At 68.6% G+C, this 25481-nt stretch carries 19 protein-coding genes and 1 pseudogene; 15 read left to right on the forward strand and 5 right to left on the reverse strand.

The window, feature by feature from the left end; genetic code table 11:
* The first annotated feature begins 100 nt into the window (after positions 1–100).
* The 3 genes from GGR66_RS20885 to GGR66_RS20895 all read left to right on the forward strand — a co-directional run bounded on the left by GGR66_RS20885 (position 101) and on the right by GGR66_RS20895 (position 3945).
* Complete coding sequence (locus tag GGR66_RS20885; RefSeq protein ID WP_167088067.1) at positions 101–1006, forward strand: type II toxin-antitoxin system RelE/ParE family toxin; 906 nt, start codon at positions 101–103, stop codon at positions 1004–1006.
* 622 nt (positions 1007–1628) lie between these two features.
* On the forward strand, positions 1629–2084 hold the full coding sequence (locus GGR66_RS20890) for a hypothetical protein (RefSeq protein WP_184450450.1): 456 nt from the start codon (positions 1629–1631) through the stop codon (positions 2082–2084).
* Positions 2085–2682: 598 nt separating this feature from the next.
* Entirely contained in the window at positions 2683–3945 is a 1263-nt protein-coding gene (locus GGR66_RS20895) for a lipase family protein (protein ID WP_184450453.1), read from the forward strand.
* A 292-nt stretch (positions 3946–4237) separates the two neighbouring features.
* Here the strand turns inward: GGR66_RS20895 and GGR66_RS20900 are convergent, their stop codons facing one another.
* Entirely contained in the window at positions 4238–4885 is a 648-nt protein-coding gene (locus GGR66_RS20900; RefSeq protein ID WP_184450473.1) for a DUF2306 domain-containing protein, read from the reverse strand.
* A gap of 326 nt (positions 4886–5211) precedes the next feature.
* On the opposite strand from GGR66_RS20900, the pseudogene GGR66_RS20905 reads away from it, so the two are divergent.
* A pseudogene (locus tag GGR66_RS20905) lies at positions 5212–5815 on the forward strand (restriction endonuclease); the annotation flags it as partial.
* A 271-nt stretch (positions 5816–6086) separates the two neighbouring features.
* Positions 6087–7670: a hypothetical protein gene (locus tag GGR66_RS20910; RefSeq protein ID WP_184450454.1), complete on the forward strand. Its 1584-nt coding sequence runs from the start codon at positions 6087–6089 to the stop codon at positions 7668–7670.
* A 432-nt stretch (positions 7671–8102) separates the two neighbouring features.
* Here GGR66_RS20910 and GGR66_RS20915 read toward each other — a convergent pair whose 3' ends face one another.
* A complete protein-coding gene (locus tag GGR66_RS20915; RefSeq protein WP_326521092.1) occupies positions 8103–8462 on the reverse strand; it encodes a type II toxin-antitoxin system Phd/YefM family antitoxin in 360 nt (119 codons plus the stop codon).
* Positions 8463–8725: 263 nt separating this feature from the next.
* On the opposite strand from GGR66_RS20915, the gene GGR66_RS20920 reads away from it, so the two are divergent.
* The 4 genes from GGR66_RS20920 to GGR66_RS20935 all read left to right on the forward strand — a co-directional run bounded on the left by GGR66_RS20920 (position 8726) and on the right by GGR66_RS20935 (position 11316).
* The gene (locus GGR66_RS20920) at positions 8726–9058 is read left to right on the forward strand and encodes a hypothetical protein (RefSeq protein ID WP_184450456.1); all 333 of its coding nucleotides are present in this window, start codon (positions 8726–8728) and stop codon (positions 9056–9058) included.
* 182 nt (positions 9059–9240) lie between these two features.
* Entirely contained in the window at positions 9241–9534 is a 294-nt protein-coding gene (locus tag GGR66_RS20925; RefSeq protein WP_184450458.1) for a helix-turn-helix transcriptional regulator, read from the forward strand.
* A 17-nt stretch (positions 9535–9551) separates the two neighbouring features.
* On the forward strand, positions 9552–10814 hold the full coding sequence (locus GGR66_RS21400; protein WP_184450460.1) for a HipA domain-containing protein: 1263 nt from the start codon (positions 9552–9554) through the stop codon (positions 10812–10814).
* Between the two features lies 1 nt (position 10815).
* A complete protein-coding gene (locus GGR66_RS20935) occupies positions 10816–11316 on the forward strand; it encodes a hypothetical protein (protein ID WP_221236545.1) in 501 nt (166 codons plus the stop codon).
* Between the two features lie 29 nt (positions 11317–11345).
* On the opposite strand, the gene recD is transcribed toward GGR66_RS20935, so the two are convergent.
* The 3 genes from recD to recC form a co-directional block, all read right to left on the reverse strand.
* Entirely contained in the window at positions 11346–13358 is a 2013-nt protein-coding gene (gene recD, locus GGR66_RS20940; protein ID WP_184450462.1) for an exodeoxyribonuclease V subunit alpha, read from the reverse strand.
* A 121-nt stretch (positions 13359–13479) separates the two neighbouring features.
* Entirely contained in the window at positions 13480–17307 is a 3828-nt protein-coding gene (recB, locus tag GGR66_RS20945) for an exodeoxyribonuclease V subunit beta (protein WP_184450475.1), read from the reverse strand.
* A gap of 5 nt (positions 17308–17312) precedes the next feature.
* Positions 17313–20720 carry an exodeoxyribonuclease V subunit gamma gene (gene recC / locus GGR66_RS20950; protein ID WP_184450464.1) on the reverse strand — a complete coding sequence of 1136 codons (3408 nt, stop codon included), beginning with the start codon at positions 20718–20720 and terminating at the stop codon, positions 17313–17315.
* Positions 20721–20935: 215 nt separating this feature from the next.
* On the opposite strand from recC, the gene GGR66_RS20955 reads away from it, so the two are divergent.
* The 6 genes from GGR66_RS20955 (at position 20936) to GGR66_RS20980 (ending at position 25183) form a co-directional block, all read left to right on the forward strand.
* The gene (locus GGR66_RS20955; protein WP_184450466.1) at positions 20936–21727 is read left to right on the forward strand and encodes an ATP-binding cassette domain-containing protein; all 792 of its coding nucleotides are present in this window, start codon (positions 20936–20938) and stop codon (positions 21725–21727) included.
* On the forward strand, positions 21727–22476 hold the full coding sequence (locus GGR66_RS20960; RefSeq protein ID WP_017909945.1) for an MlaE family lipid ABC transporter permease subunit: 750 nt from the start codon (positions 21727–21729) through the stop codon (positions 22474–22476). The genes GGR66_RS20955 and GGR66_RS20960 overlap by 1 nt, the downstream gene beginning before the upstream one ends.
* Positions 22477–22579: 103 nt before the next feature.
* The gene (gene mlaD, locus GGR66_RS20965) at positions 22580–23119 is read left to right on the forward strand and encodes an outer membrane lipid asymmetry maintenance protein MlaD (RefSeq protein WP_017909944.1); all 540 of its coding nucleotides are present in this window, start codon (positions 22580–22582) and stop codon (positions 23117–23119) included.
* Positions 23116–23781 (forward strand): ABC transporter substrate-binding protein, encoded by a 666-nt coding sequence (locus GGR66_RS20970; RefSeq protein WP_160968541.1) that lies wholly within the window; start codon positions 23116–23118, stop codon positions 23779–23781. Before mlaD ends, GGR66_RS20970 begins: the two co-directional genes overlap by 4 nt.
* On the forward strand, positions 23771–24088 hold the full coding sequence (locus GGR66_RS20975; protein WP_160968543.1) for an STAS domain-containing protein: 318 nt from the start codon (positions 23771–23773) through the stop codon (positions 24086–24088). Before GGR66_RS20970 ends, GGR66_RS20975 begins: the two co-directional genes overlap by 11 nt.
* Positions 24089–24091: 3 nt before the next feature.
* Positions 24092–25183 carry a VacJ family lipoprotein gene (locus tag GGR66_RS20980; protein WP_184450469.1) on the forward strand — a complete coding sequence of 364 codons (1092 nt, stop codon included), beginning with the start codon at positions 24092–24094 and terminating at the stop codon, positions 25181–25183.
* The last annotated feature ends 298 nt before the right edge of the window (positions 25184–25481 follow it).

Here is a 25481-nt window from a genome sequence, read left to right on the forward strand (position 1 = left end):
ATGGCCGTTGCCGGCGCAGGCGGTACGATGGCGGCTTCCCACGTTCGCCCCCTCCCCGGAACCGCATGAAGGCTGGCCTCCCCGACGGCGCCGCGACGGCATGAGCCGCGCGTCGCACCGCGCGCCCGTCGCCGCCGAGACCCGCAGCGAGCGCTGGCAGCGCTGGATCGCCTGGGTGCTCAGCGCGCTGCTGCACGTGCTGATGGCGCTCGCCCTGCTATATGCGGCCAAACCCACCATGTCCACGCCGCAGGGCGCGGCCGGCGGCAGCCGGATCCGCGTGGACTTCCTCGGCGAAAGCGACAAACCGGCGAAGCCGCTGCCACCGAAGCCGACCCCGCCACCGGCCTCCGCCACGCCCAAGCGTCGCCACGCCACCACCACCGTGCAATCCACCCTGGTCGCGCAGTCCGACGACCCGGTGCCGCCGCCCGATCGCGCCGACACGCCGAAAGCGGCCGACACCCCGCGGACCGCCCCGGCGCCGCAGCCGCGCCCGGCACCCCCGGCACCCACCCCGCCCGCGGACGCCCCGGCGCCGAGTCCGGCGCAGACCGCTGACAGCAATCCGCCGCCGCCGACCGAGCGCCGCCCGCAGACCTGGACCGGGCGCCCGCCCGGCGCGCTCGACACCGACACCGCGCCGGACAACAGCGGCCTGGCCGCCGGCCCCGGCAGCCGCGGCAATCGCCATGACATGGACGCGGCCCAGCCCAGCCTGGAGGTCGGCGGCTACCTGGTCTATTACGACCTGGGCAGCGAGAGCCAACTGCGCGCCTGGCAGCAGCAGGGCATGAAGGAGCTTTTCATCCTGCTGCCCGGCACCGAGTACCGCATGGTCTGCCCGCTGGAGATCGCCCTGACCCGCGGCTCCGGCAAGTGCCGCGCACTACCGCCGGACTCGCCGGAACTCAAGGGCATCGGCGACGCCCGCCAGGTCATCACCATGCTGCAGGTCTACCACCAAGGCGAACTGGTCTGGCGCGGGCCGGGGCCGTATCGATGAGCGGGTGCGCGCGGGAGATCGGTGCGTCCACCTGACTGCAGTCGGGACTGAAGTCCCTCCCACAAGGGGTGGCCGGCCTTCGACGCAGCCGTCAGCATTTGCCGGAGACACAGGCGTTGTCCCTGTAGGAGCGGCTTCAGCCGCGACGACCGAAGCCAGTGGGCCATCCGATCCCACTGCAGTCGGGACTGAAATCCCTCCGACAAGGGATTGCCGGCCTTCAGCACGGCCACCAGCATTTGCCGGAGACACAGGCGTTGTCCCTATAGGAGCGGCTTCAGCCGCGACGGGCGAAGCCAGTGGGCCATCCGATCCCACTGCAGTCGGGACTGAAGTCCCTCCCACAAGAACTGCCGGCCTTCGGCGAGGCCGCCAGCGCTTGCGCAAGACATCAGGCAATGCGCCGACTGTAGGAATGGGGTTAATCACGACGCAGGCGATGCGAGACGAAGCCGGTGCGGGGCTCCGCATCCGCAACAGTCATTGCCCACACCCTCACGCCCGCTTTGCATTCGCCGCCGGCACCATTGCTAGAGTCGGCCCGCGCCGCCGTGGCCGCCTGGCCCTCGCTTTGCGGGTACCACCAGGCCCGGCGTCTTTCCTCCATTGAAGGAGTCTCGACATGCCCTGGAAATTCCCTCTCGCAACGCTCACCCTCGCCGCCGTCGCCCTACCCGCGCTGGCCCAGTCCGACCGACAGGTGGCCGAGGACATGCTGACCCGCTCGGCCAACGTCTGCCCCGGCCACAGCACCGACCGCACCTCACCGACGGTGAAGGCCGTGCCGGTGGGCGCGCTGCGGGTGATGCTCGACCGCGGCCTGGTGATGTGCCCCGACCGGCGCCTGGACGCCGCCGCGCCGGCCGTGTTCTACGGCAGGCTCGGCGTATTCGCCTGGAACCCCGAGGTCGCCGCCGGCTCCAGCGTGATCGTCAAGCAGATCGATGCGATGACCCGCAAGGACGAATACCCGTCCGAAACCATGGTGTGGGACGCCAAGGGCACGCCGCTGAAGCAGCAAACGGTGCCCGCGTTCGAACCCAAGCCCGGTGCCACCGTGCTGTACCAGGTGCGCTGACCCTGTTCCGCTGGCGCCGTGCAGGGCCAGCAACATCGACCGTAGCCGGCGCGACCCCGCAGGGTCCGCCGGTTTTTTTGCGCCACATGTTTCTCGTCGCGACCGCACGGCAACGAACAAGACCCGCTGTGTCGTACAGGACATCGACCATGTCCTGCTTCTGTCCTGTCACCACCCACTTCGCCCCAGCATCGGACAACGATCGACAAAGCTCAGGCAATTATCTCGTGTCGCGGCCCGATTATCTTAAAATCAAGATTATTAACTTCTAAAAAGTCTGCTTCAGAAACGTAGACAAACGATCGCAACGTGCGTTCATCCAGCCGAAACAGTCGAATTCGGCTGGATTCCTTCGAAACCATGCGGATGTTTCATCCTTTCCTTGTCGCCACTGTGGCGTAGCGCACGCCGTAGTATCGATGAGCCGCGGGTTTTTCCAGCGCGATGTGTCGCGTAATGCCGTCGCGTGCGATGCGAATCAATACCGCAGATAAATATTATCTCCGCGTGTCGCGAAAATAATGCGGACGACATAGTAGCGTCTGCGCCCTCCCCCACCCCCCGGGCGACGACCGGGATTCAACACGAGGATGTTTCCATGGCCACACAGCGGAATCGGCTGGCGCTGCGCGCACTTTCCCTCATCGGCGTCGTAGGCGCGTTGCTCCCCCTGGCCGCCACGGCGGCGCCGGCGCGCGGCACCGTGCTCAAGAGCAACGTCCTGACCAGCTACACCCGCCAGGCGATCGGCACGCTGCTGACAAACGCCCAGTCCACCGACCAGGCCAAGTGCGACGTGCGCGTGGCCGAGTTCACCTACGCCACCATCGGCGTCGATGGCGAACCCACCACCGCCTCGGCGGCGCTGCTGGTGCCGGGCGGCAGCCAGTGCCCCGGCCCGTTCCCGCTGGTGAGCTACAGCCAGGGCACCGAGTCGCAGCGCCGCGCCGAGCAGGCCAAGGAAATCCGCGACGACAAGGGCGACGACACCATGGTCACCCACCTCGCCACCCAGGGCTACGTGGTGGTGAGCAGCGACTACCTCGGCATCGGCCAGTCCACCTATGCGTTCCACCCCTACCTGCACGCCGCATCCGAGGCCAGTGCCACCATCGATGCGATGCGCGCCGCGCGCCAGGTGCTGCAGCGGCTCAACACGCCGCTGTCGGGCAAGGTCATGCTGACCGGCTTCTCGCAGGGCGGGCATGCCGCCATGGCCACCCAGCGCGAGATCGAGGCGCACCTGCCCCACGAGTTCAACCTGGTCGCCAGCGCGCCGATCTCCGGCCCGTATGCGCTCAGCCAGACCTTCCGCGACAGCTGGAGCGGCCGCAACGCCGTGGGCGAGAACACCTTCGGCATCGTCCTGGCCAGTTACGCCATCGTCGGCATGCAGCACACCTACAAGAACCTCTACCTCGACCCGTCGCAGGTGTTCCAGGATCCGTGGGCCAAGCAGGTGGAGAAGCTGTTCCCCGGCAACCAGAGCCTGACCGACCTGGTGCTCGGCGACACCCTGCCCGGCGTGGACAAGATCCGCCAGTACTTCCAGCCCGGCTTCTACAAGGACTTCGCCAGCAACGCCAACGACCCGTTCCTGCGCGACCTGGAGCGCAACGACCTGCTCGACTGGGCGCCGCGCACCCCGACCCTGCTGTGCGGCTCGGACAACGACGCCACCGTCCCGCTGAAGAACGCCACCACCGCCATCGCCGCGTTCAAGGCGCGCGGCAGCAACCAGGCGACCGTACTCGACCTGGGCACCGGCAAGCCCAGCGACAACAGCGCGGTGGAGCACCTGCTGACCGAAGACGCCTGCGCCGTGGCCGTGCGCCAGCAACTGTTCGACAAGCTTCGCTGAGGTCGCGGCGGACGACAACGCAGGCGCATTCCCTCCCCCGGCGCCTGCGATCGTCCGTCCCGCTGGCTGCCACGCCTGGGCGCAGGCGTGGCAGTGTTTTTTGTGCGGTGCGAGTGCGGCACGACCCTCATGCCGAGGCTGACGACGGCGTTGGCCGCGCGTTGTGCGGAGCTGCGCGATAGCGCGTGCGCGAGCGCTGGCGCACCCGACTCAGGTTAGGAATGACGGCAGATCGGCGTGGCTGCCGGCAGCGGTCATCACAGGCCGGCCCACGTCCCCGGGCACCTGGGCATCATCCCGCGCCGAGACCGGCTCCACGCGGCACCATCGACATCAGCTTTCGTCGACCCCGCGCATCGGCAACCGCGCGACCCACGCCATACACCGACAACGGCACCACCCAACTGGCCCACAGCAGCAGCGCGATCAAGCCCGGCGAAGGCGTCAGGCCCAGGCCGATCGCCGACGGCAACGCCAAGCGAAACACCACCGGCGCCAGAGTCGCCAGATAGGCCCGCACCATCCAGCGCTGGTGCCGCAGCACCTGCCCGCGCCAGATCGCCACCAGCCCGACCGACCCGGTGACCAGCCACGCCAGCGCCGTGGCCGCGAATGCCACCCGGATCGAAGGCGGCGCCGGCGAAGTCGCGATCAGCCCCACCACTCCGATCATCGCCACCACCATCCCCGCGAAGTACACCCGCCCCACCCAACGATGCAGTTGCGGCCAGCGCCGCCACCGCTGCGTCGCGAACTGCAGCGCCCCCAGCAACAAGCCGACCGCCCCGCCACCGAGATGGCACCACAGCCACCCGCGGCGGGTCATGAACATCGCATAGGCCGGCGACTGCAGCGATGCATATTTCAGATACACCGAATGTACAAACTCGGCGGCGAGCAGGGCCAGGGCGAGCCAGAGCAGCCACCAAGCGAGGCGCATGGCCGGGGCGGTACGCGGTGGCGCGATTTGATGGCTCGTCGGCTCGATGCTCATCTACTGCCCCGCGCTGCGCCGGACCCTCGGCAGCGAGACGCTAGCACGCAAGTCTTGACTACATGGAAGGCGGCGACGAGCGGTGGGCGGGCATGTCAGCAAGGACTGCGGCACGCGTCGCCTGGCGGATCAACGCCGGCGACCCAGGACGGGTCAGGAGACCGACTCTCCTACCGATATAGCGGAGTGCGTCTCGATTTGTAGACGACACAGTTAACAGTACAGACATCTCCCGCGCACAGGACTATGGTCGATCCAGGGACGGGGGTCGCATGGGACGCAAACGGGGAAAGTCAGGATTCGACACGCTGGCGGCGTTGCCGTGGCCAATGGGAATCATGGCCGGCATCGCCGGCTTCCTCGCCGTGCGCGACGGCATCCCCTGGTGGTTCTCCCGCCACGACGGTGCGTTGTCGCAGGCCATCGCCCAGCAAGCGGAAGGCGCATTCGCTCCGATGGCGTGGATCCTGCTGCTGCTCTGCTGGCTGGCAGCGCTCGCCTCATTCCTCAAGGCGCGGCACCGCCGCCGCCTGCTGGACACCCGCACCACCCTGGAAAGCGTGGCCACTGGCGGCTGGCGCCAATTCGAACTCCTGGTCGGCGAAGCCTTTCGCCGCCAGGGCTACGCCGTGGAAGAAACCGGCCTCGGCGGCGCCGACGGCGGTATCGGCCTGATCCTACGCAAGGAAGGCCGCCGCACGCTGGTGCAATGCAAACAGTGAAAGCCGCAGCAGGTCGGCGTCAGCGTCGTGCGCGGGATGTATGGGTTGCTGGCGCATCACCAGGCCGATGCAGTGAAGATTGTTTGTGTGGCCGCTATACGAACATGCAGAAAGGTTTGCGCAGCAAGACTTGATCGAATTGGTCGTTGGCAATTAGGTGCTTGAGATAATCAAAGTGGCGCCATTTTGGCGGCGCTCTATTGGCATCTTCAAGGCTCTGCATCGAAAATACGTTTGTATTGGTGAACAATACGGCATGTCAATTAAATAAATTTCCATAGGATGCAACCGCTCTATTTTAGCGAACCAACCAGGCAAAACCCCTTTAACTCATTCACCTTAAAGCGAGGAGACAATAGTCAGCAGGCATTGATAATTATATAGGCATTGAAAAATTGAAATCTACTAGTTGAAAGGATAATAAAATGCAAGTATATGCAAATAAGTTGTCTATCGAGGGCGCAGAAGCACTTCACGCATGCCTTCGAGCGATCCATGGTTGGTTTAAATCACTTATGCAGGCTGATTTTGACATCGAGGATATTTGTCGTAATGGCGGGGAGTATCGTGGAGGAGCACTTAACGCAAGACTTCGTTGCTACTCATGCACCGACGCAGAGTTGAGTTCGTATGCATGGAGAATTAAACACCGTGATCGTGACGTCAAAGGAAGACAATGGGTTGTTGATCTAGCATTAGAGGGGGATAGCCAAAATGCAAGGTTTTACTGCTCTCTAGCTGTAGATGACATGAGTACCCTTATTAGGGTTCCGGTTGTAGCGAGCCGACCCCGTGTGATTACCTATATAAAGAAGAATGTCGATGATGAAAAAGGGTTGAGTTTCAAAGGCGCAATTGGAACCTCAATAAAAAGTGTAGCCGCGGACAGGCTTCAATATATCGCGCTTGTTGCCGAGATAGAAAGAGCAGATCGGGACTTCCCACTAGTACTGTTAACTCCCATGCTAAATGGGAACTACTTGATTTCACCTGAGAGCTTGCAGGAGTCCTTGTTCGGTTTAGCACAAGTAGTGGTCGCTCAAAAAGACTACGATCACTATGACCTGCAAGTCACTTTAGGGCGACGCTTCTCCTCGAAAAGAGGCGAACCTTGCATCATTGGCACAATGGGAGCGGACAACACTTTTTCCGTGGCAAGGATCTCAACAGATGTCGATGATATCCATGCAGAAATAATCGCAGCGGTCACTCATCGAACCAATGTACCTAAATTGCGGCGCATGCTTCGTCCCGAAAATGTAGTGTCAAAATCACTCTACCAAAGGATGAGTGCAGCAAAGGCCGCCCTGGCAGATGGTGAACAAACCGTTAATAATAGGCAGGAGTTGGAAGATCTTTGGCGACAACTCCTTGAACATTCGGAACAGGAAAGAGATCAATTACAAGAAAATTTTGACGATACATCTTATAAAATTATGCAGCTAGAAGATGAACTTAATTTTTCTCGCGATGAGAATCGAAATTTGAGGTATATCAATGAATCACTAAGATCAAACTCCAGGACGGAAGAGATTTTCCATAATCCAAGCATGGCAACATGTCTAACATTGCTTCGAAACAGTTCAAAACCTTCCCCCAGGGAATGCCTTGAACTAATTTCAGCTAGCCACTCGAAAAACTGTGAAATTCTCGACAGCGCTTACGACAGTGCTGATAAAGTGCCTCATTTCCAACATGGCGGTAGATTGCTTGACATGCTACTTCGGCTAGTCAACGAATATGCTGATATTTTAAAATCGGGAAAAGGTGATAGCGAAGCGAGGAAAACATTCACGCCAAACGAGTTTTCTGCAACAGAGTCTGATAGTGTTACAAAGTCATCATTGAAAGAAAAGAGAAAATTCAGATACAACGATAAAGATATATATATGTTTAGCCACTTGAAGGTAGGCGTGGCTGACAACGAGAATCAAACCATAAGAGTTCACTTCGAGTGGATAGATGAAAAGATAGTTATTGGCTATTGTGGCTTCCATCTTCCACTGTGATGGATAGAAACTGATTGACAGAATGAGAGTCCGGAAACAAGAGACCAGGAGTCGAAGTGCACATTTGCCCCTGCCCATGGCTCCACAGTCCAGCGAAATCAAACGAAAGCTGTCGATAGTGGCGGATGGAGAGTAGAACACGGTGGCGGATGCCTCCACCGCCGTGTACAGCATCACGTAATCGCCGTGCAGGCAGATGCGCAACGCATCCGGCGCTCCCGCCGGCATTGCGGCCAGTTGCGCCAGCGCCTCGGCCGATTTCGGTGGGGTGTCCAGGTAAGGCCGGCCGATGCGTGGGAAACGCCGCAGGTTCGGGATCACGGCCGCCAGCTGGTCATCAAAGGCCGTGGCGGCATCGGCGTCCAGCGGGAACGCTTCGATCGCATCGAGGCACGAAAGGAAGTCCGCCGTCAGTTAGACGCGATGCAACGGTCAACCCCGCTTCTTGGCCCCGCGCTTGCCTGGGCTAACCCCGTCAGGGATCTTGATCGCCGCGCGCCGCTGCTGCAGTTGGCCGATGGCGGCATCGGCATCGACCGTTCGGCCTGCGGCGATGTCTGCCAAGCCGCGCTTCGCATCGTCGAGCAACAGCAGGTGGATGCGCTCGCGCTCGAGCCGGTGGTAGTAGTCCAGCCGGTCGGCGTCGATCAGGGCGACGTAGCTTTCGCCATTCTTGGTGATGATCTTCTCGGCGCCGGCCTTCGCCTGGTCGGCCAGCTCGGAAAGATTGGCGCGCGCCAGAGTGAAAGGCACACGTCGTTGACGGAAAAGCCAATGACCGGCTCCTTCCACTGTTGATTACAGGATTCTGTACAAGCTATCACCTGCATAGTGTCAGTGCCAGGGCATACGGAAGCTCATGGGGGCAAGGCCCAATGCGTGGAATGGCGATGGGCAACACCGCATCAGCGCAGGCCGCACCCTCCTCCTGAGCGCTGCGGGCGCTCCAGCCCGCCGACCGGATTTCTGCGGCTCCGTCCTTCCCCGGAATCTTGACCTCCCATACATCCAGCCCACCGCATCCTCGCCACGATTCCAACACCGGAGGCGGGGACATGACGAAGTGGATGGGGGCGGCACTGGCCGCGGCGATGTTGATGAGCGGCTGCGCCAGGGTGGAGGGCGAGAAGTTCGTCGGGCACTGGGTCAACGTGGAGTCGAAGGACGACACGATGGACATCGTGCGCAACGGGGAGTCGTTCATGGTGCGCAACACCACCCCGCGCTTCTTCAGCCGCAAGCCCAAGACCGAGAGCTACCCGGCCATCTACAAGGACGGCGTGCTGCAGGTCACCAACGACGGCGAGACGGTGAACTTCGCCATCGACGAGGCCGATGGGCACCTCAACACCGGCAGCGACGAGTACCAGCGCGTTCCGGCCAAATAACGGTGCAGGGCGTGTGCGCTCTGGCGTGAGCGCACACCCCTCTCGACTCAGGACCGCGCGGCGGCGTTGCAGCCCGATGCGACCGCAATTCCCTGAGCAAGCCCCCGGAATAGAAATTAAATTTGCATTTTGGCCTGGGAAATGTAATTTAATTTGCCATGGCCAAGCGAACTCCTCCGACGATGCCGCGTGCCCAGCGCCAGATCCGCGGCCTGGGCGAGCGCCTGCGCGCGGCGCGCATGCGCCGGCAAATGACCCAGGCCGAGTTGGCGGAGCGGGTCGGCGTCAGCGTGCCGACCGTCGGCAAGCTGGAGCGCGGCGATCCGGCCACCAGTCTTTCGACCGTGCTGCGGGTGCTGACCGCGTTGGGCCTGGACAAGGACATCGAGTTGCTGGCCCGCGACGACGACGTGGGTCGTCAGTTGCAGGACAGCCAGTTGCGCCGCCCTGGTGCCCGACGCGGGAGTCCGCCGTGAACGGAGCGGACGACGCGGTGCAGGACCTCGCCCAGGTCGAGGTCTGGCTGGACGACGCCGACCTTGGCGATCCCGCGCTGGTCGGGCACCTCATCCGCCGGCCCAGCCGGACCGGCGACACCCTGCATTTTCAGTACGCGGACAGTTGGTTGAGCCGGGCCGCGCCGAACCGCGCTTTTGCACTGGACCCGCAATTACCGCTGCATCGCGGCGCGCTGATCGCCCGCGCCGGTGCCAGCGCGCTGACCGGCGCCTTCCTCGACTGCTCGCCCGATCGTTGGGGCAAGCGTCTGATGGATCGGCGCGAGGTCATCGACGCCCGCGAGCAACATCGTAGGGTGCGTGCACTGCGGCCCTGGGACTACCTGCTTGGGGTCAACGACGCGTCCCGCATGGGCGCATTGCATCTGCGCACTCCCGAGGGCCGCTATCTGGACGACCATGTCTTGAGTGCGCCGCCCATGACGGAGCTGCGGACGCTGGAGGCCATCGCGGTGCGCGTGGAGCGCGGCGACACCGACGACAGCGACCATGACGTCACCTGGATCAGGCAACTGGTCGCGCCAGGCGCGTCGCTGGGCGGCGCCAGGCCCAAGGCCAGCGTGCGCGATACCGACGGGACGCTGTGGCTGGCCAAGTTTCCCTCCAACGACGATCGCCACGACGTGGGCCTCTGGGAATACGTGACCTATCGGCTGTCGCTGGCTGCGGGCATCGTCATGCCCGCAGCGCGTGCGCTACCGCTGTCGGAGCTGGGCACCACCTTTGCGGTGCAACGTTTCGACAGGAACGGCGCGCACCGCCGCGCCTACGCCTCGGCCTTCACGCTGCTGGACGTGGACGACAGCGAGCACAGCAGCTATGCGGAGATCGCGCACGCCATCGAGAACCATGGGGCGGTGGCGGCGATCGCCGACGATCTGCGCCAGTTGTTCCGCCGGGTCGTGTTCAACGTGCTGATCGGCAATCGCGACGACCATCTGCGCAATCACGGGTTCCTGCGCACCGCCGACGGTTGGCGGCTCTCCCCCGCCTTCGACGTGAACCCCAATCCGGACAAGGATGCGCACGTGCTGGGCGTCGGCCTGGACGATCCCACGCCGGATACGCGGCTGCTGCTCGATACGTGCGCGTACTACCGCCTGAGCAAAGCACAGGCCGGCGAGATCATCGAACAGGTGCGAACCGCCGTGCGCGGCTGGCCGTCGGAAGCCCGGCGCTGCGGCGTGCGCAATGCCGAAATCGCCGCGATGGGCGCCGTCATCGATCCGGAGCGCTGAGATGCCACGCAAGCACTTGCTGCCGCCTTTTCTCGTCGGTTGCGTCACCGAGGCGGCCTACGAGCGCTGGCTGGACCGCAAGGCGATCGCACACATGCGACGCGACCGTTTGCGTGGCCACACCTGTACGCGCGCCACTTACAAAGAAGCCATCCACCTCGCGGTCCTGGCGAGCGAGGGCAAGGACTACTACACCGGCGAAGCGTTGGACTGGTCGCTGATCAGCACCTACACGAATGCCGAATCGCAGGACGGTCGGCACGCTTACAAACTCGGCTTCGCGCTGCTGCCGACCATCGACCATGTCTCTGCCTCTGCAACGCAGGCCACCTTCCAGATCTGCGCCTGGCGCACCAACGACGCGAAGCACGACTTGTCGGTGTCGGATTTCGTGGCGTTGTGCCGACGCGTTCTCGAGCATCAGGGCCATACGGTGATGCCGCCAGCCGGCGCATGCGACACGCACGGATCGCTGCCGGCGCTGCTGCCCGACGCACCCTAGGGCAGCCAACGCCGCTAGTGCATCGGACATCAGAACAACGTGCCCTGCGTGGGGGGCGTCGAGATCGGGGCAGGCGGCGGCACCGCGGCCGCATCGACAATGCTCGGCCGCTCCACCCCTCCCAACCGCCACGCCAACCCCGAGATCCGCGCCGCATGCCGCGCCAGCGCGGCGCGCAGCACCGGTTCGCTGGCGGCGATGTGCAGCGCGCGGCGGGCGCGGGTGATGCCGGTGTAGACCAGTTCGCGGCTGAGCACGCGGGCGTCGCGGGTCGGCAGCTGCAGCCAGACTTCGTCGAATTCGCTGCCCTGGGCCTTGTGTACGGTCATGGCGAAGGCGCTCTCGTGCGCGGGCAGCGCGGCCGGGTGGAAGCCGCGGACCTGGCCGTCGCCGGCGCCGTCGAACCAGGCGACCAGGGTGCCCTGCGCGTCGCGCAGGCAGATGCCGACGTCGCCGTTGAACAGGCCGTGGCGGTAGCTGTTCTCGGTGATCAGCAGCAGGCGGCCGTGGAACCAGGGCGCGGCAGCGCCGAGACGGCGCGCGCCGCTGGCGGTCTCGGCCAGCAATTGCTCGATACGTGCGTTGAGCCCGCGCGCGCCCTGCGGGCCGGCGCGCACGGCGGTAAGCAGGCGCAGGCGGGCTGCGGCGCGCAGAGCCTGCGCCGGATCGTCGGCGTCGCCAAGGGCGCGCCAGTGCGCGAGCAAGGCATCGCCGCCGGCGGCGAGCGGATCATCGACGCCGTCGTGGAACTGCACGCCGGCGAGCTGGCCGTCGCGCAGCAGGCGCAGCGTGCCGTCGGCATCGCCGCTGCGCACCGCGTCGGCCAGCGGCGCCAGGGCGAAGTCCTGGGCCTGACGGTAGCCGCGCAGCAGGTGCACCCGGTGCCCGACCAGGCCGCCATGGTCGTGCGCGACCGCGCTGTCGCCGAGCAGCGGCTGCAGCGCCTGCGCGTCGTCGGCCTGCAGCGCGTCGCCGGGGCCGGCCGCCTGCAGGATCGCGGCGAGCACGTCGCCGGCTTCCACCGAAGGCAACTGGTCGGCATCGCCGAGCAGGATCAATTGCGCGCCGTCGGCCACGGCTTCGACCAGCTTGCACATCAGCGGCAGGTCGACCATGGAGGCTTCGTCGATCACGATCAGGTCGAACGGCAGCGGGTTGTCGGCGTCGTGGCGGAAGCGCGGCAGGTCGGGAATGACGCCGAGCAGGCGATGCAGGGTGCTGGCGCCGGCCGGCAGTGCTTCGGCCAGGGCCGGGTCGACGCCGTCGGCGAGTGCGCGCGCCACCGCGGCGCGCAGGCTCTCGGCCATGCGTTCGGCGGCGCGGCCGGTGGGCGCGGCCAGCGCGATACGCGGCGGCGGCAGGCCGGTGGCACGGGCCTGGGCGATACACAGCAGCAGCAGGCGGGCGATGGTGGTGGTCTTGCCGGTGCCGGGGCCGCCGGTGATCAGCAGCAGGGCGCGGCGCAGCGCGAGCGCGGCGGCCTGGGCTTGGCGGTCGGGGTGGGGATCGCCCGCTGATTGGAGATCGCCAGTGGTCGTACCCTCACCCGCCCTGCGGGCACCCTCTCCCGGGGGGAGAGGGAAGAGCTGGGCGAACAGGGGTACGAGGGCCGACAGGTCGCTGTGTGGCAGCGGCTGCGTTGCCAAGCGGCGCAGGCCCAGGGCCAGGCGTCGCTCGTACTCGCGGTAGCGGCGCAGGTAGAGCAGGCCGTGTTCCAGCACCAGCGGGCAGTCGGCGCTGGCGGCGTCCTCGGCGACGGGTTGCGCGACCCAGCGCGAGGCGGCCAGGGCGCGGCTCCAGTCGTCCGCGGTAGGTAGCGTGGGGGCGGCGCCGTCGCGGCTGTCGAGCAGGAGGCTGGCGCGTGCCGGGTCCAGGCCGGCGTGGCCGCTGGCGACTGCCAGCGAGGCCAGGGCGGCGCCGGCGAGGACCAGGTCGGGGGTGTCCGGGTCGAGGCGGGCCAGGCTGTGCGCGAAGGCGTGGTCCAGCGTGCGCAGGGTGCCGTGGCGGTAGAGGGCGGCGAGGAGATGGTTGGGTTGACTCACGGGGTGTGGACTCCGTGGGCGGACGGACCCTCACCCCAACCCCTCTCCCGGGAGGAGAGGGGCTTGAGCGGGCGCAGGGTGCCGGTGCGGTACACGACGGCCAGTAGGTGGGTGGGTTGGCTCACGGGGGGGCTCCGTGGGCGGGCGGACCCTCACCCCAACCCCTCTCTCCCACGGGGACTTCCTGCGGTCGCCGGGGGGAGAGGGGCTCGAGCGGGGCGCCGGCGAACAGGGCGTCGACGCCTTCGATCAGGTCCGGGTCGAAACGCCAGGCGTGCATGCCCGGCGACGGGTCGCGTGCGGCATCGAGGCCGCGGCAGAACAGGTAGCGCACGCCGCCGAATTCGCGCGCGTAGTCGTAGCCTTCGCCTAGGCGGAAGCGCAGCCAGCGGTGCAGCGCCACGGTGTAGATCAGCGCCTGCAGGGTGTATTCGCTGTGCGCCATCGCCCGCGCCAGTGCGTCGGGATCGTAGGCCGGCAGGCGGTTGGACTTGTAGTCGAGCACGTACCAGCGGCCGTCGTGCTGGTAGGTGAGGTCGATCAGGCCGGTCATCAGCCCCTCCAGGCGCTGCCGCGCGCCGAACGCCTGGCGCTCGCCGGCCACGCCGAAGCGGTGCAGCAGCGCCAGCAGCGCATCGACCCGGGTCGGGCGCATGGCGAAGTGGAATTCCATTTCGTTGCGTCGCTGCGCTTCCGGCACCGCGGCCAGGCAGGTGCCTTCGGGCAGCGCCACGGTGAGGGTGTTGCCGACCAGGGCGGTGAGCATGGCGGTGCCGTCTTCCAGTTCGTCCTCGGCATAGCCGCCACGCTGCAGCGCTTCGACGATGGCGGGGACCTGCCCGGCCGGCGCCGGCTGGCCCGGCCGCCAGCCGCGCCAGGCGGCGAAGTCGCAACGCTCGAACACGTCGTGCATGGCCACGCCGAAGCGGTTGCCGACGAAGCGGCGGTCGACCATGTCCACCTCCACCGCGGCGCTGACCGGCTCGCTGGCGGCGGGTTCGTCGCTGCCGCCGCTGCTGGGCACGGTGGCGCTGGCCATCGGGTCGCTACCGGCGTCGGCATTGGCCAACTGGGTGAAGCTGTACACCCACCACTCCGGCAGCACGCGCCGCTGCGGCACGCGGGCCGGCGGCACCGGCGGCGCCGGCTCGGGCGGCAGCCGCGGCAGCTGCGCCGGCGGCGGCGTGGTGTCGAGGGCGATGGCGCCTGGGCCGGCGGCGGCCTGCAAAGCGTCGAGGTCGCGCAGCATCGGTGCCAGCGCAGTGCGCTCGTGCTGCGGGAAGGCGCCGGTGGCGATCCACAGCGCGTGTTCGGCACGGGTCAGGCCGACGTAGAGCAGACGCGCGTCCTCGGCGCGCTGTTCCTGTTTCCACGCGGCTTCGGCGGTGTCCCAGGCCGGGTCGGATTCGCCGCCGCTGCGGCCGGTGTTCCACTGCAACTGGCGCCCGCCCTGCGGCGCCGGCACCACGCAGTGGCGCCCGGGGCTGCGCTCGCTGCGGCCGATGCCGGCGTACGGCAGGAACACCAGCGGATACTCCAGGCCCTTGCTCTTGTGCAGGGTGACGATCTGCACGCGGCGCGCGTCCGACTCCAGGCGCAGCTGCTGCGCTTCGTCGCTGTCGTCGGCATTGGCGATACGCCGCGCCAGCCAGTCGACCAGGCCATGCGGACCGAGCGCGCGGGTGTCGGCTTCCTGCAGCAGTTCGGCCAGCTGCAGGTAGTTGGTGAGGCGGCGCTCGCCGTCGACCAGCGCCAGCAGGCGCTGCCCGTGCGCGGCGCCGAGGTCGCCGATCAGCGCCAGCGGGCCGCCGCGCTGCCAGCGCTCGCGCCAGTCCAGCGCCTGTTGCTGCCAGCGGCGATGACGCTCGCCGTCGTGGTCGAGCGCGGCGATGGCCGCGGCGTCCTCGCCGATCAGCACGGTGGCCAGCGCCGCGCGCAGGCGGCCGTCGTCGCCGGGGTCGAGCAGTGCCTGCAGCAGCGCCAGCAGTTCCAGTGCCTCGTCGGTGGCGAACAGGCTGCGCCGCCCGGCGGCGACGGCGGGAATGCCGGCGGCGGCCAGCGCCTGCTGGATGCGCGTGGCCTCGCCGTGGCTGCGCACCAGCACGGCGATGTCGCCGGCCTGTACGGGACGGCCGAGCAAGCTGGCGCTGCCGTCGCGGGCCTCGGCCAGCCAGCCGCGGATGGCCGCCACACAGGCGGCGGTGCACAGCTCGCGGGCGCGGCCGGCGCTCCATGGCTTGGGCTTGCCCGGCTTGGCGGCGGCCGGCGGTGGCGGTTCCGGCGCGCGCCACACGGTCAGCGCCGGGGCCGGCACGCCGCCGCGTTGCAGGTCGGCATCGGCGCGCTTGCTGCCCGGCTGCACCGGGTGGAAGGCGATGCCGTCGGTGAGGAAGGCGTCGGCGTAGCCGGCCTGCGCGTACAGCGCGTCGATCGCCGCCAGAAGCGCCGGGCGCGAGCGGAAGTTGTGCGCCAGCGGCGGCGCGCGTTCGGCGTCCGCAGCGGCGGCCAGGTAGGTGCGCACGTCGCCGCCGCGGAAGCCGTAGATGGCCTGCTTGGGATCGCCGATCAGCGCCAGCAGCGGCGGCGTGTCGTCCGGCGCGAGCAGCGATGGCGCGATCGCATCGCCCTGCGCTGCAGCGGGGCCGGCCGTCTCCGGGGCGAACACCTTGCGGAAGATCGTCCACTGGCGGTCGTCGGTGTCCTGGAATTCGTCGACCAGGGCGACCGCATACTGCGCGCGTAGCCGCTGCGCCAGTGCATCGCCGTGCGGGCCTTCCAGCGCGCGGGCCACGCCCTCGACCAGATCGTCGTAGGTCTGCACGCGGCGCTGGCGTTTGAGATAGGCCAGCCGTTCCGCGGCGTCGGCGCGCAGCGCGTGCAAGAGACAGATGCGACGTTGCGTACGCCACTGCGCCAGCTGCGCCAACGCAGCCAGGTAGCCGTCGATGGCATGACCCAGCGGCGAGGCCGGGGTGCGCTCGGCGTGCTTCTTGTTGGTGCCGGCGGCCAGTTCGGCGGCGGTGAGCTTGACCAGCTTCGGATGCGGCGGCACGTCCGCCGCCGGCGCCGCGGCGAACGCGTCCAGCCAGTGCCACAGCGCGGTCAGCCAGTCGGGCTTGTAGCTGACCTTGCTCAGCACGCCGGCCTCGATCGCCGCGGCGATCGCCTCGAAACAGGCCGTGCCGTGCGCGCGGAACGCCTCGGCCAGCGCCACGCCAGCGCGCTGCGCGGCGTGCTGCAGCACATCGCCTTCTTCGGCGGCGAAGGCCGGCGCGGCCGGCAGCAGGGTCGGATGCCGCACCAGTTCGCGCAGATCGATGGCCATGCCGTCCGGTCCACCCGGCCACAGCGCCACCAGATCCTCGGCCATCGCCGCATCGGCGGCGCGTTGCCGCCACAGGTCGGCGGCGACATCGCGCAGCAGTTCGCGGTCGTCGGTGAGCAACTGCGGCGCGGCGAAGGCCTGGCCGCTTTCCAGCGCGTGCTCGCGCAGCACGCGCGCGCAGAAGCCGTGGATGGTGAAGATCGCGGCGAGGTCGATGTCCTCGGCGGCCTGCTGCAGGCGGCGGCGCAGGGCGGCCGGGGTTTCGGTGTTGGTGGCCAGGTGCGCGGCGAGGATGGCGCGGGTGAGGGCGACGTCGGGTGGGTCTTGTTGCGGTGTTGGATGCGAGGGGTCGGTCGCGGCTAAAGCCGCTCCTACAAGACCCAGGTCGGTGTCGGGCACCAGGCTGGCCGCGAGCGCCAGGCGCTCGCGGATGCGCCGGCGCAGTTCCTGGGTGGCGGCTTCGGTGAAGGTGACGGCGAGGATCTGGCCCAGGCGCAGGCCGCGCTCGACCACCAGTCGGGTGAACAGGGTGGCCAGGGTGAAGGTCTTGCCGGTGCCGGCGCTGGCCTCGATCAGGCGCACGCCGTGCAGCGGGAGCTGCAGGTAGGGGTCGCGGTCGGGCATGGCGCTCACTCGGCGTCTTCCTGCGTGCCGCGCCAGCGCTGCCAGCTTTCGCTCAGCCGTTCGGGATCGAGCGCAGGGCCGGCGTCGCCCTGTTCGAGCAGGCCGAACACGCGCTGGCTGGTGGCGGCGAAGTCGGCGAAGCGCTGCGCGTCGGCGAACGGGTCGCGGCCACGGCTGACCAGGCGCAGTTCCGGGCTGTCCGCCTCGCTCCAGCCGAAGCCGGCCTGCCATTGCGCGGCGGCGTCCTTGATCGCCTTGTCCAGATCGCCGGCGCGCGCGGCCTGGTAGTACTTCCAGCTGCTGTACGGCGCGAACGCCAGCGGCGCCTGCCGGCCATGCCGATACAGCTGCAGTAGCTCGCCCAATGCCTGCTGCGCCTGGGCAGTGGGCAGCGGTTCGCGGTCCATCGGATGCGGACCGAGGCCGTCGTCGTGATCGAAGAAACGCACGTAGGGCACCGCTTCGCCAGCGGCGCGCAGCAGCAGCCATTCCAGGCCATGGCGGATCGCGCTGCGCCCGCTCAAGGCGCCGACCTGCACCCGCGCCACGCCGGGCGCGTACCAGCCGGGAAGGCGGCCATGCAGCGCGGTGCCGTCGAGGTCCACCTGCAGGCGCGGCGCCAGCGGTGCGGCGTCGCCTCCGCGCCACTGCCGGAACGCCTCGGCGTAGGGGCGCAACTGGCGCACGCGCTCGTCGAGCTGGCGCCGGCCCAGCGGCCCGGACGGCAGCAGCGCGCGGGCGCGCAGGCGCTCGTACAGGGCGTCGGTGTCCTCGCGCAGCACCGCCTCGAACACCTGCTGCTGCAGGCCGTACTGGTCGAGCCCGCGGCTGGCTGCCAGCAGCGGTTCCAGGTCGCTGTCGGCCTGTGCCGGATCGGGCAGGCGCAGGCCCAGGCGCTGGCGCAGGAACTGCCCGGCCGGATCGACCAGCAACCGGCGCAGGTCGTCGATGGACAACTGCGCCGGCGGCGCGTCGTCGGCCGCGGCCGGCAGCGCGTCGATCCACGGCGCCAGCGGCTGGCGCTGGCCGACCAGGCTGTCCACCGCCGGCCGCCACTGCCGGCGGTAGCTGAAACGGCGCGGGTCGGCATCCTCGGCACCGGTGGCGCCGAACGCGGCGGCGGCAAACGGCTGCAGCGGATGCCGTACCACCAGCGCCGCGGCCGCGGCCGGGTCGGCGTGGTACTGCGCGGCGCAGGCCAGCAGTTCGCCGACCAGCGGCGAGGGTTCGCGCACGCTGCCGTCGCGCGCATCGGCGCCCAGGTAGCTCAGGTAGAACACTTCCTGCGCCGAGGCGAACAGCTGCAGGAACAGGAAGCGGTCGTCCTCGCGGGTGGAGCGGTCGCCGTGGCGGCGGCGCGTGGTGCCCAGTTCGGCGGTGAGGCGGTTGAGCCCGGCGGCCGGATCGCGGCGCGGGAAATCGCCGTCGTTCATGCCCAGCAGGCAGATGACCCGGAACGGCAGCAGCCGCATCGGCACCATGCGGCCGAAGCTGATGCCGCCGGTGAGCAGCGGCGCGCGCGTGTCCGATTCGCCCAGCACCGCGGCGAAGTGCGCGCGCACCACCTCGGCCGGCACCGCGTCGGCGTAGTCGGCGCGGGCGGCGTCGCGCGCGAACTGGTCGATCAGCGCGCGCAACCGTTCCAGCGCGCGCTGCTGGCGCGGCGCCGACGGGCTCTGCGGCAACAAGGCCTCGAGCAGCCCCAGCAGCACTTCGCGCCACTGCGCCGGCGGCATCGGCTCGGCCAGCGCGGCCTGGTGGCGGTCGAGCACGCGCAACAGACGCAGCAGCGTGTCCAGCGCGGCCAGCGCGCTGCCTTCCAGCTGCGGCCACGGCGCCACGCCGTCGATGTCGTCCTCGGCGCCGCTGGCGTGGCCGAGCAGCAGCCGGTCCAGGGCGAAGCGCCAGGTGTAGGCGTCGTCGGCCGGCGCCTGGTGACGCTGCCGGTGCGCCGCGTCCAGGCCCCAGCGCGCGCCGGCGGCGTGCAGCCAGCCGCGCAGGCGTTCCAGCCCGGCCTCGTCCAGGCCGGCGGCCTCGGCGATCGGCGCACTGGCGAGCAGGTCCAGGATCTCGTGCAGGCCGAACCGCGCGATCGGCAGGCCGAGCAGCGCCAGGAACACCTCGGCCAGCGGCTCGCTGGCCAGCGGGCTGGCGTCGGCCAGCGCATAGGGCAAGGGGTCGTCGCCGCCATGGCTGCCGAACACCGCATCCAGGTACGGCACGTAAGGGTCGATGTCCGGCGACAGCACCGCGATCTCGCGCGGCTGCAGCGGCGGCTCGAAGCGCGGATCGTCCAGCAGCGCGCGCAGCTGGTCGTGCAGCACCTGCAGTTCGCGCAGGCGGGTGTGGCAGGCGTGCACCTGCAGGCTGGGATCGTGCGGATCCACCGCGACCAGCGGCGCCGGCCGGGCCGGCGCGCGGCGATGGAACAGGTCGCTCTGCATGCGCCGCAGCAGGCTGTCGCCGAGGCCACCGTCGGCCAGCGCGCGCCGGCCCGATTCCAGCGGATCGGCATAGACCGCGATCTCGGCCAGCGGATGCACCACCTCGTAGTCGCCGATCAGCGCCATGAAGTCGCGCCCGGCCGCGCCCCAGGCCTGCAGCAGCGGATTCTCCTGCACCTGCTCGGCGAACAGCTCCACCGCCCCGCCCTCGCGGCGGCGCTGCCACAGCGTCTGCAGATCGCCCCAGTAGCCCTGGGCCGGGGTCGGCAGGTAGAAGTGCAGCGTGCCGGCGCGCGCCTGCGTGGCCAGCACGCGCAGCACGTCCGGGGAGATATTGAGCACGGCGAAGGCGAACAGCCGCCGCGGCAGGCCCTGCGGCAGCGGCCCGTCCGGCCGCGCGTAGCGGTCCAGGTACTGGCCGATGCGCCGCGCGCGGTAGGCGCGGCCACTGGCGATGCGCCGCCACAGCCGCGCCTGCGGATCGTCCGGGTCGGCGCCGCCTTCCCAGCGCAGCAGCCAGTCGCGGCGCCAGGCCTGGTACTTCTCGAACACGTTGCTCAACTCGCCGGCCAGGCTCCACGGCTTGAGCGCGTCGCCATCGGCCAGATAGCCGGCCAGCGGCGCCAGCGCCGCATCGGTGCCCAGGTCGCCCTGCAGCGCGGCATACAGGCGCCAGTGCATGGTCGCCATGTCCAGATCGTCGGCCGCCGCGCCGAGATTGCGCTCCAGCGCGCGCGCGACGAATTCGCCGGGGGTGAGGAACTCCAGGTTCGCCGCCACCCCGTGCACCGCGGCCAGGGTCGACTGCAGCCAGCGCCGCATCGCCACCTGCGGGATCAGCACCACCTCCGGCGCCAGCAAGGGCTGCTCCGGCGGCGGCCGGCGCAGTTCTTCGGCGAGCAGGGCGGCCAGGGTATCCAGCGCGTTGGACGGATACAGCCGGAAATCGGGCGCGGACGGGGCAGGCATGTGCCGGGCATTGTGCCGGATGCGTCCCACCCGCGCCGGCCCGCCTCGCATGGCGTGACGGACAGGCCGCCCAAACGCGACACGCTGTTGCGTAGACGGGCATATGCGCCGGGCGCGCACAGGGGCGTGAGCAGTGCCACAATACTGGACGGGCCAGTTCGGTTAAGTTCAGCCGAACGGATCGATCCTATGTTGTATTTTCGTTAAAGGCCGCAATGGCGTCTTCCGAATCCAATCTGGTGCAGTTGTCGGGTGTGCGCATCGACCGCGGCGGTCGCGCGATTCTGCGCGACGTCTCGCTGAGCGTGCCGCGCGGCAGCATCACCGCCGTGCTGGGCCCGTCCGGCAGCGGCAAGTCCACGCTGCTGGCGGCGTTGACCGGCGAGCTGGTGCCAGCGGCGGGCACGCTCGAGGTGTTCGGCAAGCCGTTGCCGCGCGGCAGCCGCGCGCTGCGCGAGACGCGCAAGAGCATCGGTGTGCTGCTGCAGGGCAATGGCCTGCTCACCGACCTCAGCGTGGCCGAGAACGTGGCGCTGCCGTTGCGCGCCCACACCCGCCTGCCCGAGCCGGTGCTGCAGCGGCTGGTGGCGCTGAAGCTGCATGCGGTGGGCCTGCTGGCCGCCGCCGATGCCTGGCCGCGCGAGCTGTCCGGCGGCATGGCGCGGCGCGTGGCGCTGGCGCGGGCCCTGGCCCTGGATCCGCCGCTGATGATCTACGACGAACCCCTGACCGGCCTGGACCCGATCGCCTCCGGCGTGATCATGAGCCTGATCCAGCGCCTCAACCACACCCTGGGCCTGACCAGCATCATCGTCAGCCACCACGTCCACGAGACCCTGCCGATCTGCGACCAGGCCGTGGCCATCGCCAACGGCGGCGTGGTCTTCGCCGGCACCCCGCAGGACCTGCAGGCCAGCAGCGACCCGCTGCTGCAGCAGTTCCTGCACGGCCGTCCCGACGGCCCGATCCCGTTCGATGCGCCGCAGCGCGCGCGGAGCGCCGCCTGATGGCCATCGTTGCCCCGATCCGTTCCCTGGGCCGCGCCGGGCTGTTCTTCCTGACCGTGCTGCGTGGTTCGCTGCCGACCCGCGACCTGCTGGCCGAGCTGATCCGCGAGATCTACAAGGTCGGCGCGCGCTCGCTGCCGATCATCGCGGTGGGCGGCGCCTTCGTCGGGCTGGTGCTCACCCTGCAGGGCTACCGCACGCTGCAGACCTACGGCGCCTCCGATGCGTTGTCGACCCTGCTCGGCCTGTCGCTGTACCGCGAGCTGGCGCCGGTGCTGACCGCGCTGCTGTTCATCGGCCGCGCCGGCAGCTCCATCGCCGCCGAGCTGGGCCTGATGCGCGCCACCGACCAGATCAAGGCGCTGGAGCTGATGGCGATCGACCCGGTGGCCAAGGCAGTGGCGCCGCGCTTTTGGGCGGCGGTGCTGACCGTGCCGCTGCTGACCGGCATCTTCTGCTCGCTGGCGATCAGCGCCAGCTACTTCGAGGCGGTGGCGGCACTCGGCCTGGACCGCGGCACGTTCTGGTCGGCGCTGTCGAGCAGCGTGGATTTCTGGGACGACTTCGGCGTGGCGATGCTGAAGTCGGCGGTGTTCGGCGGCACGGCGGCGCTGGTCGCGGCCTATGTCGGCTTCCACGCCGAGCCGACCATCGAGGGCACCTCGGTGGCCACCACCCGCGCCGTGGTCAACGCCTCGCTGCTGGTGCTGATGTTCAACTTCGTCATGTCGGCGCTGCTGTTCCGCTGAGCGGCGCCAACGCGGAGCCGGCCGGCGACGGCAGGCCCCGCGGCAACATCCCGGTCGCGGCACTGGCGCCGCGGCCACGCTGAATCAACAAGGTAGACACGTTATGGCTCTCCGTGGTCCCCGTCTCGAGTTCGCCGTCGGCGCCTTCCTGCTGCTGGGCCTGGCCTCGCTGCTGGTGCTGGCGCTGGCTTCCACCAACCGCCAGTGGGGCTTCGGCGGCCACCGCTACGACCTGGTCGCGCGCTTCTCGCAGATCGGCCAGCTGCGCGCGCAGGCGCCGGTGAAGATCGGCGGCGTCATCATCGGCCAGGTCGCCAAGATCGACCTGGACCCGACCAAGTTCGACTCGGTGGTCACCCTGTCCATCGACGACAAGTACAAGGACCTGCCGGCCGACACCTCGGCGGCGATCCTGACCAGCGGCCTGCTGGGCGAGAGCTACGTCGGCCTGCAGCCCGGCGGCGACCCCGACACGCTCAAGCCCGGCCAGGAAATCGCCTTCACCCAGCCGGCGGTGGACCTGATCCAGCTGGTCGGCAAGTACATGTTCGGCGGCGGCAGCGCCGGCGGCGACAAGAACGCAACGCCCGCTGCCGCACCCTCGGCCGACCCCACCACGCCCGCAACGGAACCCAAGCCATGACGATCAAACTGCTTTCCGCCGCTCTCGCCGCCGCGCTGGCCGTGGCCGCGCCCTCCGCCGCCCTGGCCCAGGCCGCGCCGGCCGCCGCCGCCGCCCAGGCCGGTTCGGCCAGCAAGGTGGTGCTGGAGAACAGCACGCGCATCCTGACCACGCTGGAACAGCGCCGCAGCGAGTTCAAGAGCAACCCTTCCGCGCTGCGCCAGTTCATCGACAGCGAGATGAACAAGTCCTTCGACCGCGACTACGCCGCCCGCCTGGTGCTGGGCGTGCACGGCCGCGGCGCCTCCGACGGCGACGTCAAGCTGTTCGGCGACGCGATGGCCGACAACCTGATGCAGCGCTACGGCACCTCGCTGCTGACCTTCGAAGGCAAGCCGCAGGTGCGCGTGAAGTCGGAAACCCCGCTGCCGGGCGGCCGCGGCGTCAAGGTCTCCACCGAGCTGCTGCGCAGCGGCGGCGACCCGGTGCCGGTGGACTACCTGCTGCGCAACACCGGCGCGGGCTGGAAGATCTTCGACGTGATGGTCGAAGGCGTGTCCTACGTGCAGACCTTCCGCAACCAGTTCGACACCCCGCTGCGCAACAAGTCGATCGCCGAGGTCGCGGCCGAGCTGCGCAACGGCACGCTGCAGGCGGCACCGGCGAGCAACAGTGGCAAGTGACGCGCCGCAGGTGCGCCGCGACGGCGACACGCTCGCGCTGAGCGGCGTGCTCGACCGCGCCGCGGCCACCGCGTTGTGGCCGGCGGCGCTGCGCGCGCTGCCGGGCGCACGCGCGCTGGACCTGCAGGCGGTGTCGCGGGTGGACAGTGCCGGCCTGGCACTGCTCGCCGAACTCGCCGCGCGCCTGCGCACCCAGGGCCAGGCCGAGGTCGCCATCCATGGCGCCCCGGCCGGCCTGACCGACCTGAGCGCCGCCTACCGGCTGGCCTCGACCCTGGACTTCCACTCTCCCCCTGCGGCGAGCTGACACATGAACGTGCTGCGTATCCTCACCTCCCTGACCCTGGTCGCCGCGCTTGGCGCCTGCGCCGGTGCGCCCAAGCGCACCCCGCCTCCGCCTCCGCCTCCGCCGCCGACGGCGCAGACCGCGCTCGCCGCCAGCGACAGCGCCCCCACCGCCGATGCGAACGCCATGGCGGCGTCCACCGACAGCACGACCGGCATGGACGCCAGCGCCACGCCGGCGTCGTCCAGCGCGACGGTGGCCACGCCTCCGGCGAGCGCCAACGGCACGGCGGGCGCCAACGGCGCACCGACCTCGGCCGAAGACGACTACGCCGCGCTGTACGGCAGCGATCCGTACAACCCGGTGGCCGATCCGACCTTGCCGGCGGGCGTGCAGGCGCCGCCGAGCTACGACCCGTGGGAGAAGTACAACCGCAAGGTGCATGCCTTCAACAACGTGGTCGACCGCGCCGTGGCGCGGCCGCTGGCGCGTGCCTACGTCAACGTGGTGCCACGGCCGGTACGGCTGGGCGTGACCAACTTCTTCGACAACCTCAGCTCGCCGCTGACCATGGTCAACCAGCTGCTGCAGGGCCGTCCGCTGCAGGCGGGGCAGACCCTAAGCCGGTTCCTGATCAACAGCACGCTGGGCATCGGCGGCATCTTCGACCCGGCCACCGACGCCAACCTGCCGCGACGCAGCGAGGACTTCGGCCAGACCCTGGGCGTGTGGGGCTGGCGCCGCTCGCGCTACCTGGAACTGCCGCTGTTCGGTCCGCGCACGGTGCGCGATACCTTCGGCCTGGTCGGCGACGCGCCGCTGTCGCCGCTGCAGCAGATCGAGGAAGACCGGGTACGCGTCGGCCTGCAGGGCCTGCAGTTGGTCGACACGCGCGCGCAGTTGCTGTCGTTGGACAGCCTGCGCGACCAGGCACCGGACGAGTACCAGCTGACCCGCGATGCGTGGCTGCAGCGCCGCAACTATCAGATCGAGAGCGACATGCGCGGGCACAAGCGTCAGGACGACGATCTGCCGGCCTACTTGCGCGAGGAAGAGACCAACCCGACGGTGCCGGTGGACGCGATGCCGGTCCCGGAGTGGCGCGGCGGCCGCTGAGTCCGGCGTACCACGCACCTACGAAAAGCCCGGCCTCGGCCGGGTTTTTTGTGTCTGCAGCTTTTGCTGCCATCGTCCTTGGGCGCAGCGCGATGTGCGGGAATGAGTGCTCGGTTTGCAGTGGGTGATGCGATGTCGTGGCGGACGTCAGCATGCGGCCGGCGTTGCTGTTGCTCCTGCTGTTGCTGTTGATTTATCGGGGTCCCCTCGGCGCGGCAGCCACGGCGGGCGAATACCCGAAGGGCGACGCGCAGGATGCGCGTCGTTTTTCGCCGGCACATGGATGTGCCGTCGAAAA

Origin of the sequence: Xanthomonas sp. 3498 (assembly GCF_014199795.1) — a bacterium.
Taxonomy (GTDB): domain Bacteria; phylum Pseudomonadota; class Gammaproteobacteria; order Xanthomonadales; family Xanthomonadaceae; genus Xanthomonas_A; species Xanthomonas_A rydalmerensis.

Bases quoted from the DNA above. Each gene is read 5' to 3' on its own strand.
- GGR66_RS20885 (WP_167088067.1), top strand. From the start codon at position 101: ATGAGCCGCGCGTCGCACCGCGCGCCCGTCGCCGCCGAGACCCGCAGC.
- GGR66_RS20890 (WP_184450450.1), top strand. From the start codon at position 1,629: ATGCCCTGGAAATTCCCTCTCGCAACGCTCACCCTCGCCGCCGTCGCC.
- GGR66_RS20895 (WP_184450453.1), top strand. From the start codon at position 2,683: ATGGCCACACAGCGGAATCGGCTGGCGCTGCGCGCACTTTCCCTCATC.
- GGR66_RS20900 (WP_184450473.1), bottom strand. From the start codon at position 4,885: ATGCGCCTCGCTTGGTGGCTGCTCTGGCTCGCCCTGGCCCTGCTCGCC.
- GGR66_RS20910 (WP_184450454.1), top strand. From the start codon at position 6,087: ATGCAAGTATATGCAAATAAGTTGTCTATCGAGGGCGCAGAAGCACTT.
- GGR66_RS20920 (WP_184450456.1), top strand. From the start codon at position 8,726: ATGACGAAGTGGATGGGGGCGGCACTGGCCGCGGCGATGTTGATGAGC.
- GGR66_RS20925 (WP_184450458.1), top strand. From the start codon at position 9,241: ATGCCGCGTGCCCAGCGCCAGATCCGCGGCCTGGGCGAGCGCCTGCGC.
- GGR66_RS20935 (WP_221236545.1), top strand. From the start codon at position 10,816: ATGCCACGCAAGCACTTGCTGCCGCCTTTTCTCGTCGGTTGCGTCACC.
- recB (WP_184450475.1), bottom strand. From the start codon at position 17,307: ATGCCCGACCGCGACCCCTACCTGCAGCTCCCGCTGCACGGCGTGCGC.
- recC (WP_184450464.1), bottom strand. From the start codon at position 20,720: ATGCCTGCCCCGTCCGCGCCCGATTTCCGGCTGTATCCGTCCAACGCG.
- GGR66_RS20955 (WP_184450466.1), top strand. From the start codon at position 20,936: ATGGCGTCTTCCGAATCCAATCTGGTGCAGTTGTCGGGTGTGCGCATC.
- GGR66_RS20960 (WP_017909945.1), top strand. From the start codon at position 21,727: ATGGCCATCGTTGCCCCGATCCGTTCCCTGGGCCGCGCCGGGCTGTTC.
- mlaD (WP_017909944.1), top strand. From the start codon at position 22,580: ATGGCTCTCCGTGGTCCCCGTCTCGAGTTCGCCGTCGGCGCCTTCCTG.
- GGR66_RS20970 (WP_160968541.1), top strand. From the start codon at position 23,116: ATGACGATCAAACTGCTTTCCGCCGCTCTCGCCGCCGCGCTGGCCGTG.
- GGR66_RS20980 (WP_184450469.1), top strand. From the start codon at position 24,092: ATGAACGTGCTGCGTATCCTCACCTCCCTGACCCTGGTCGCCGCGCTT.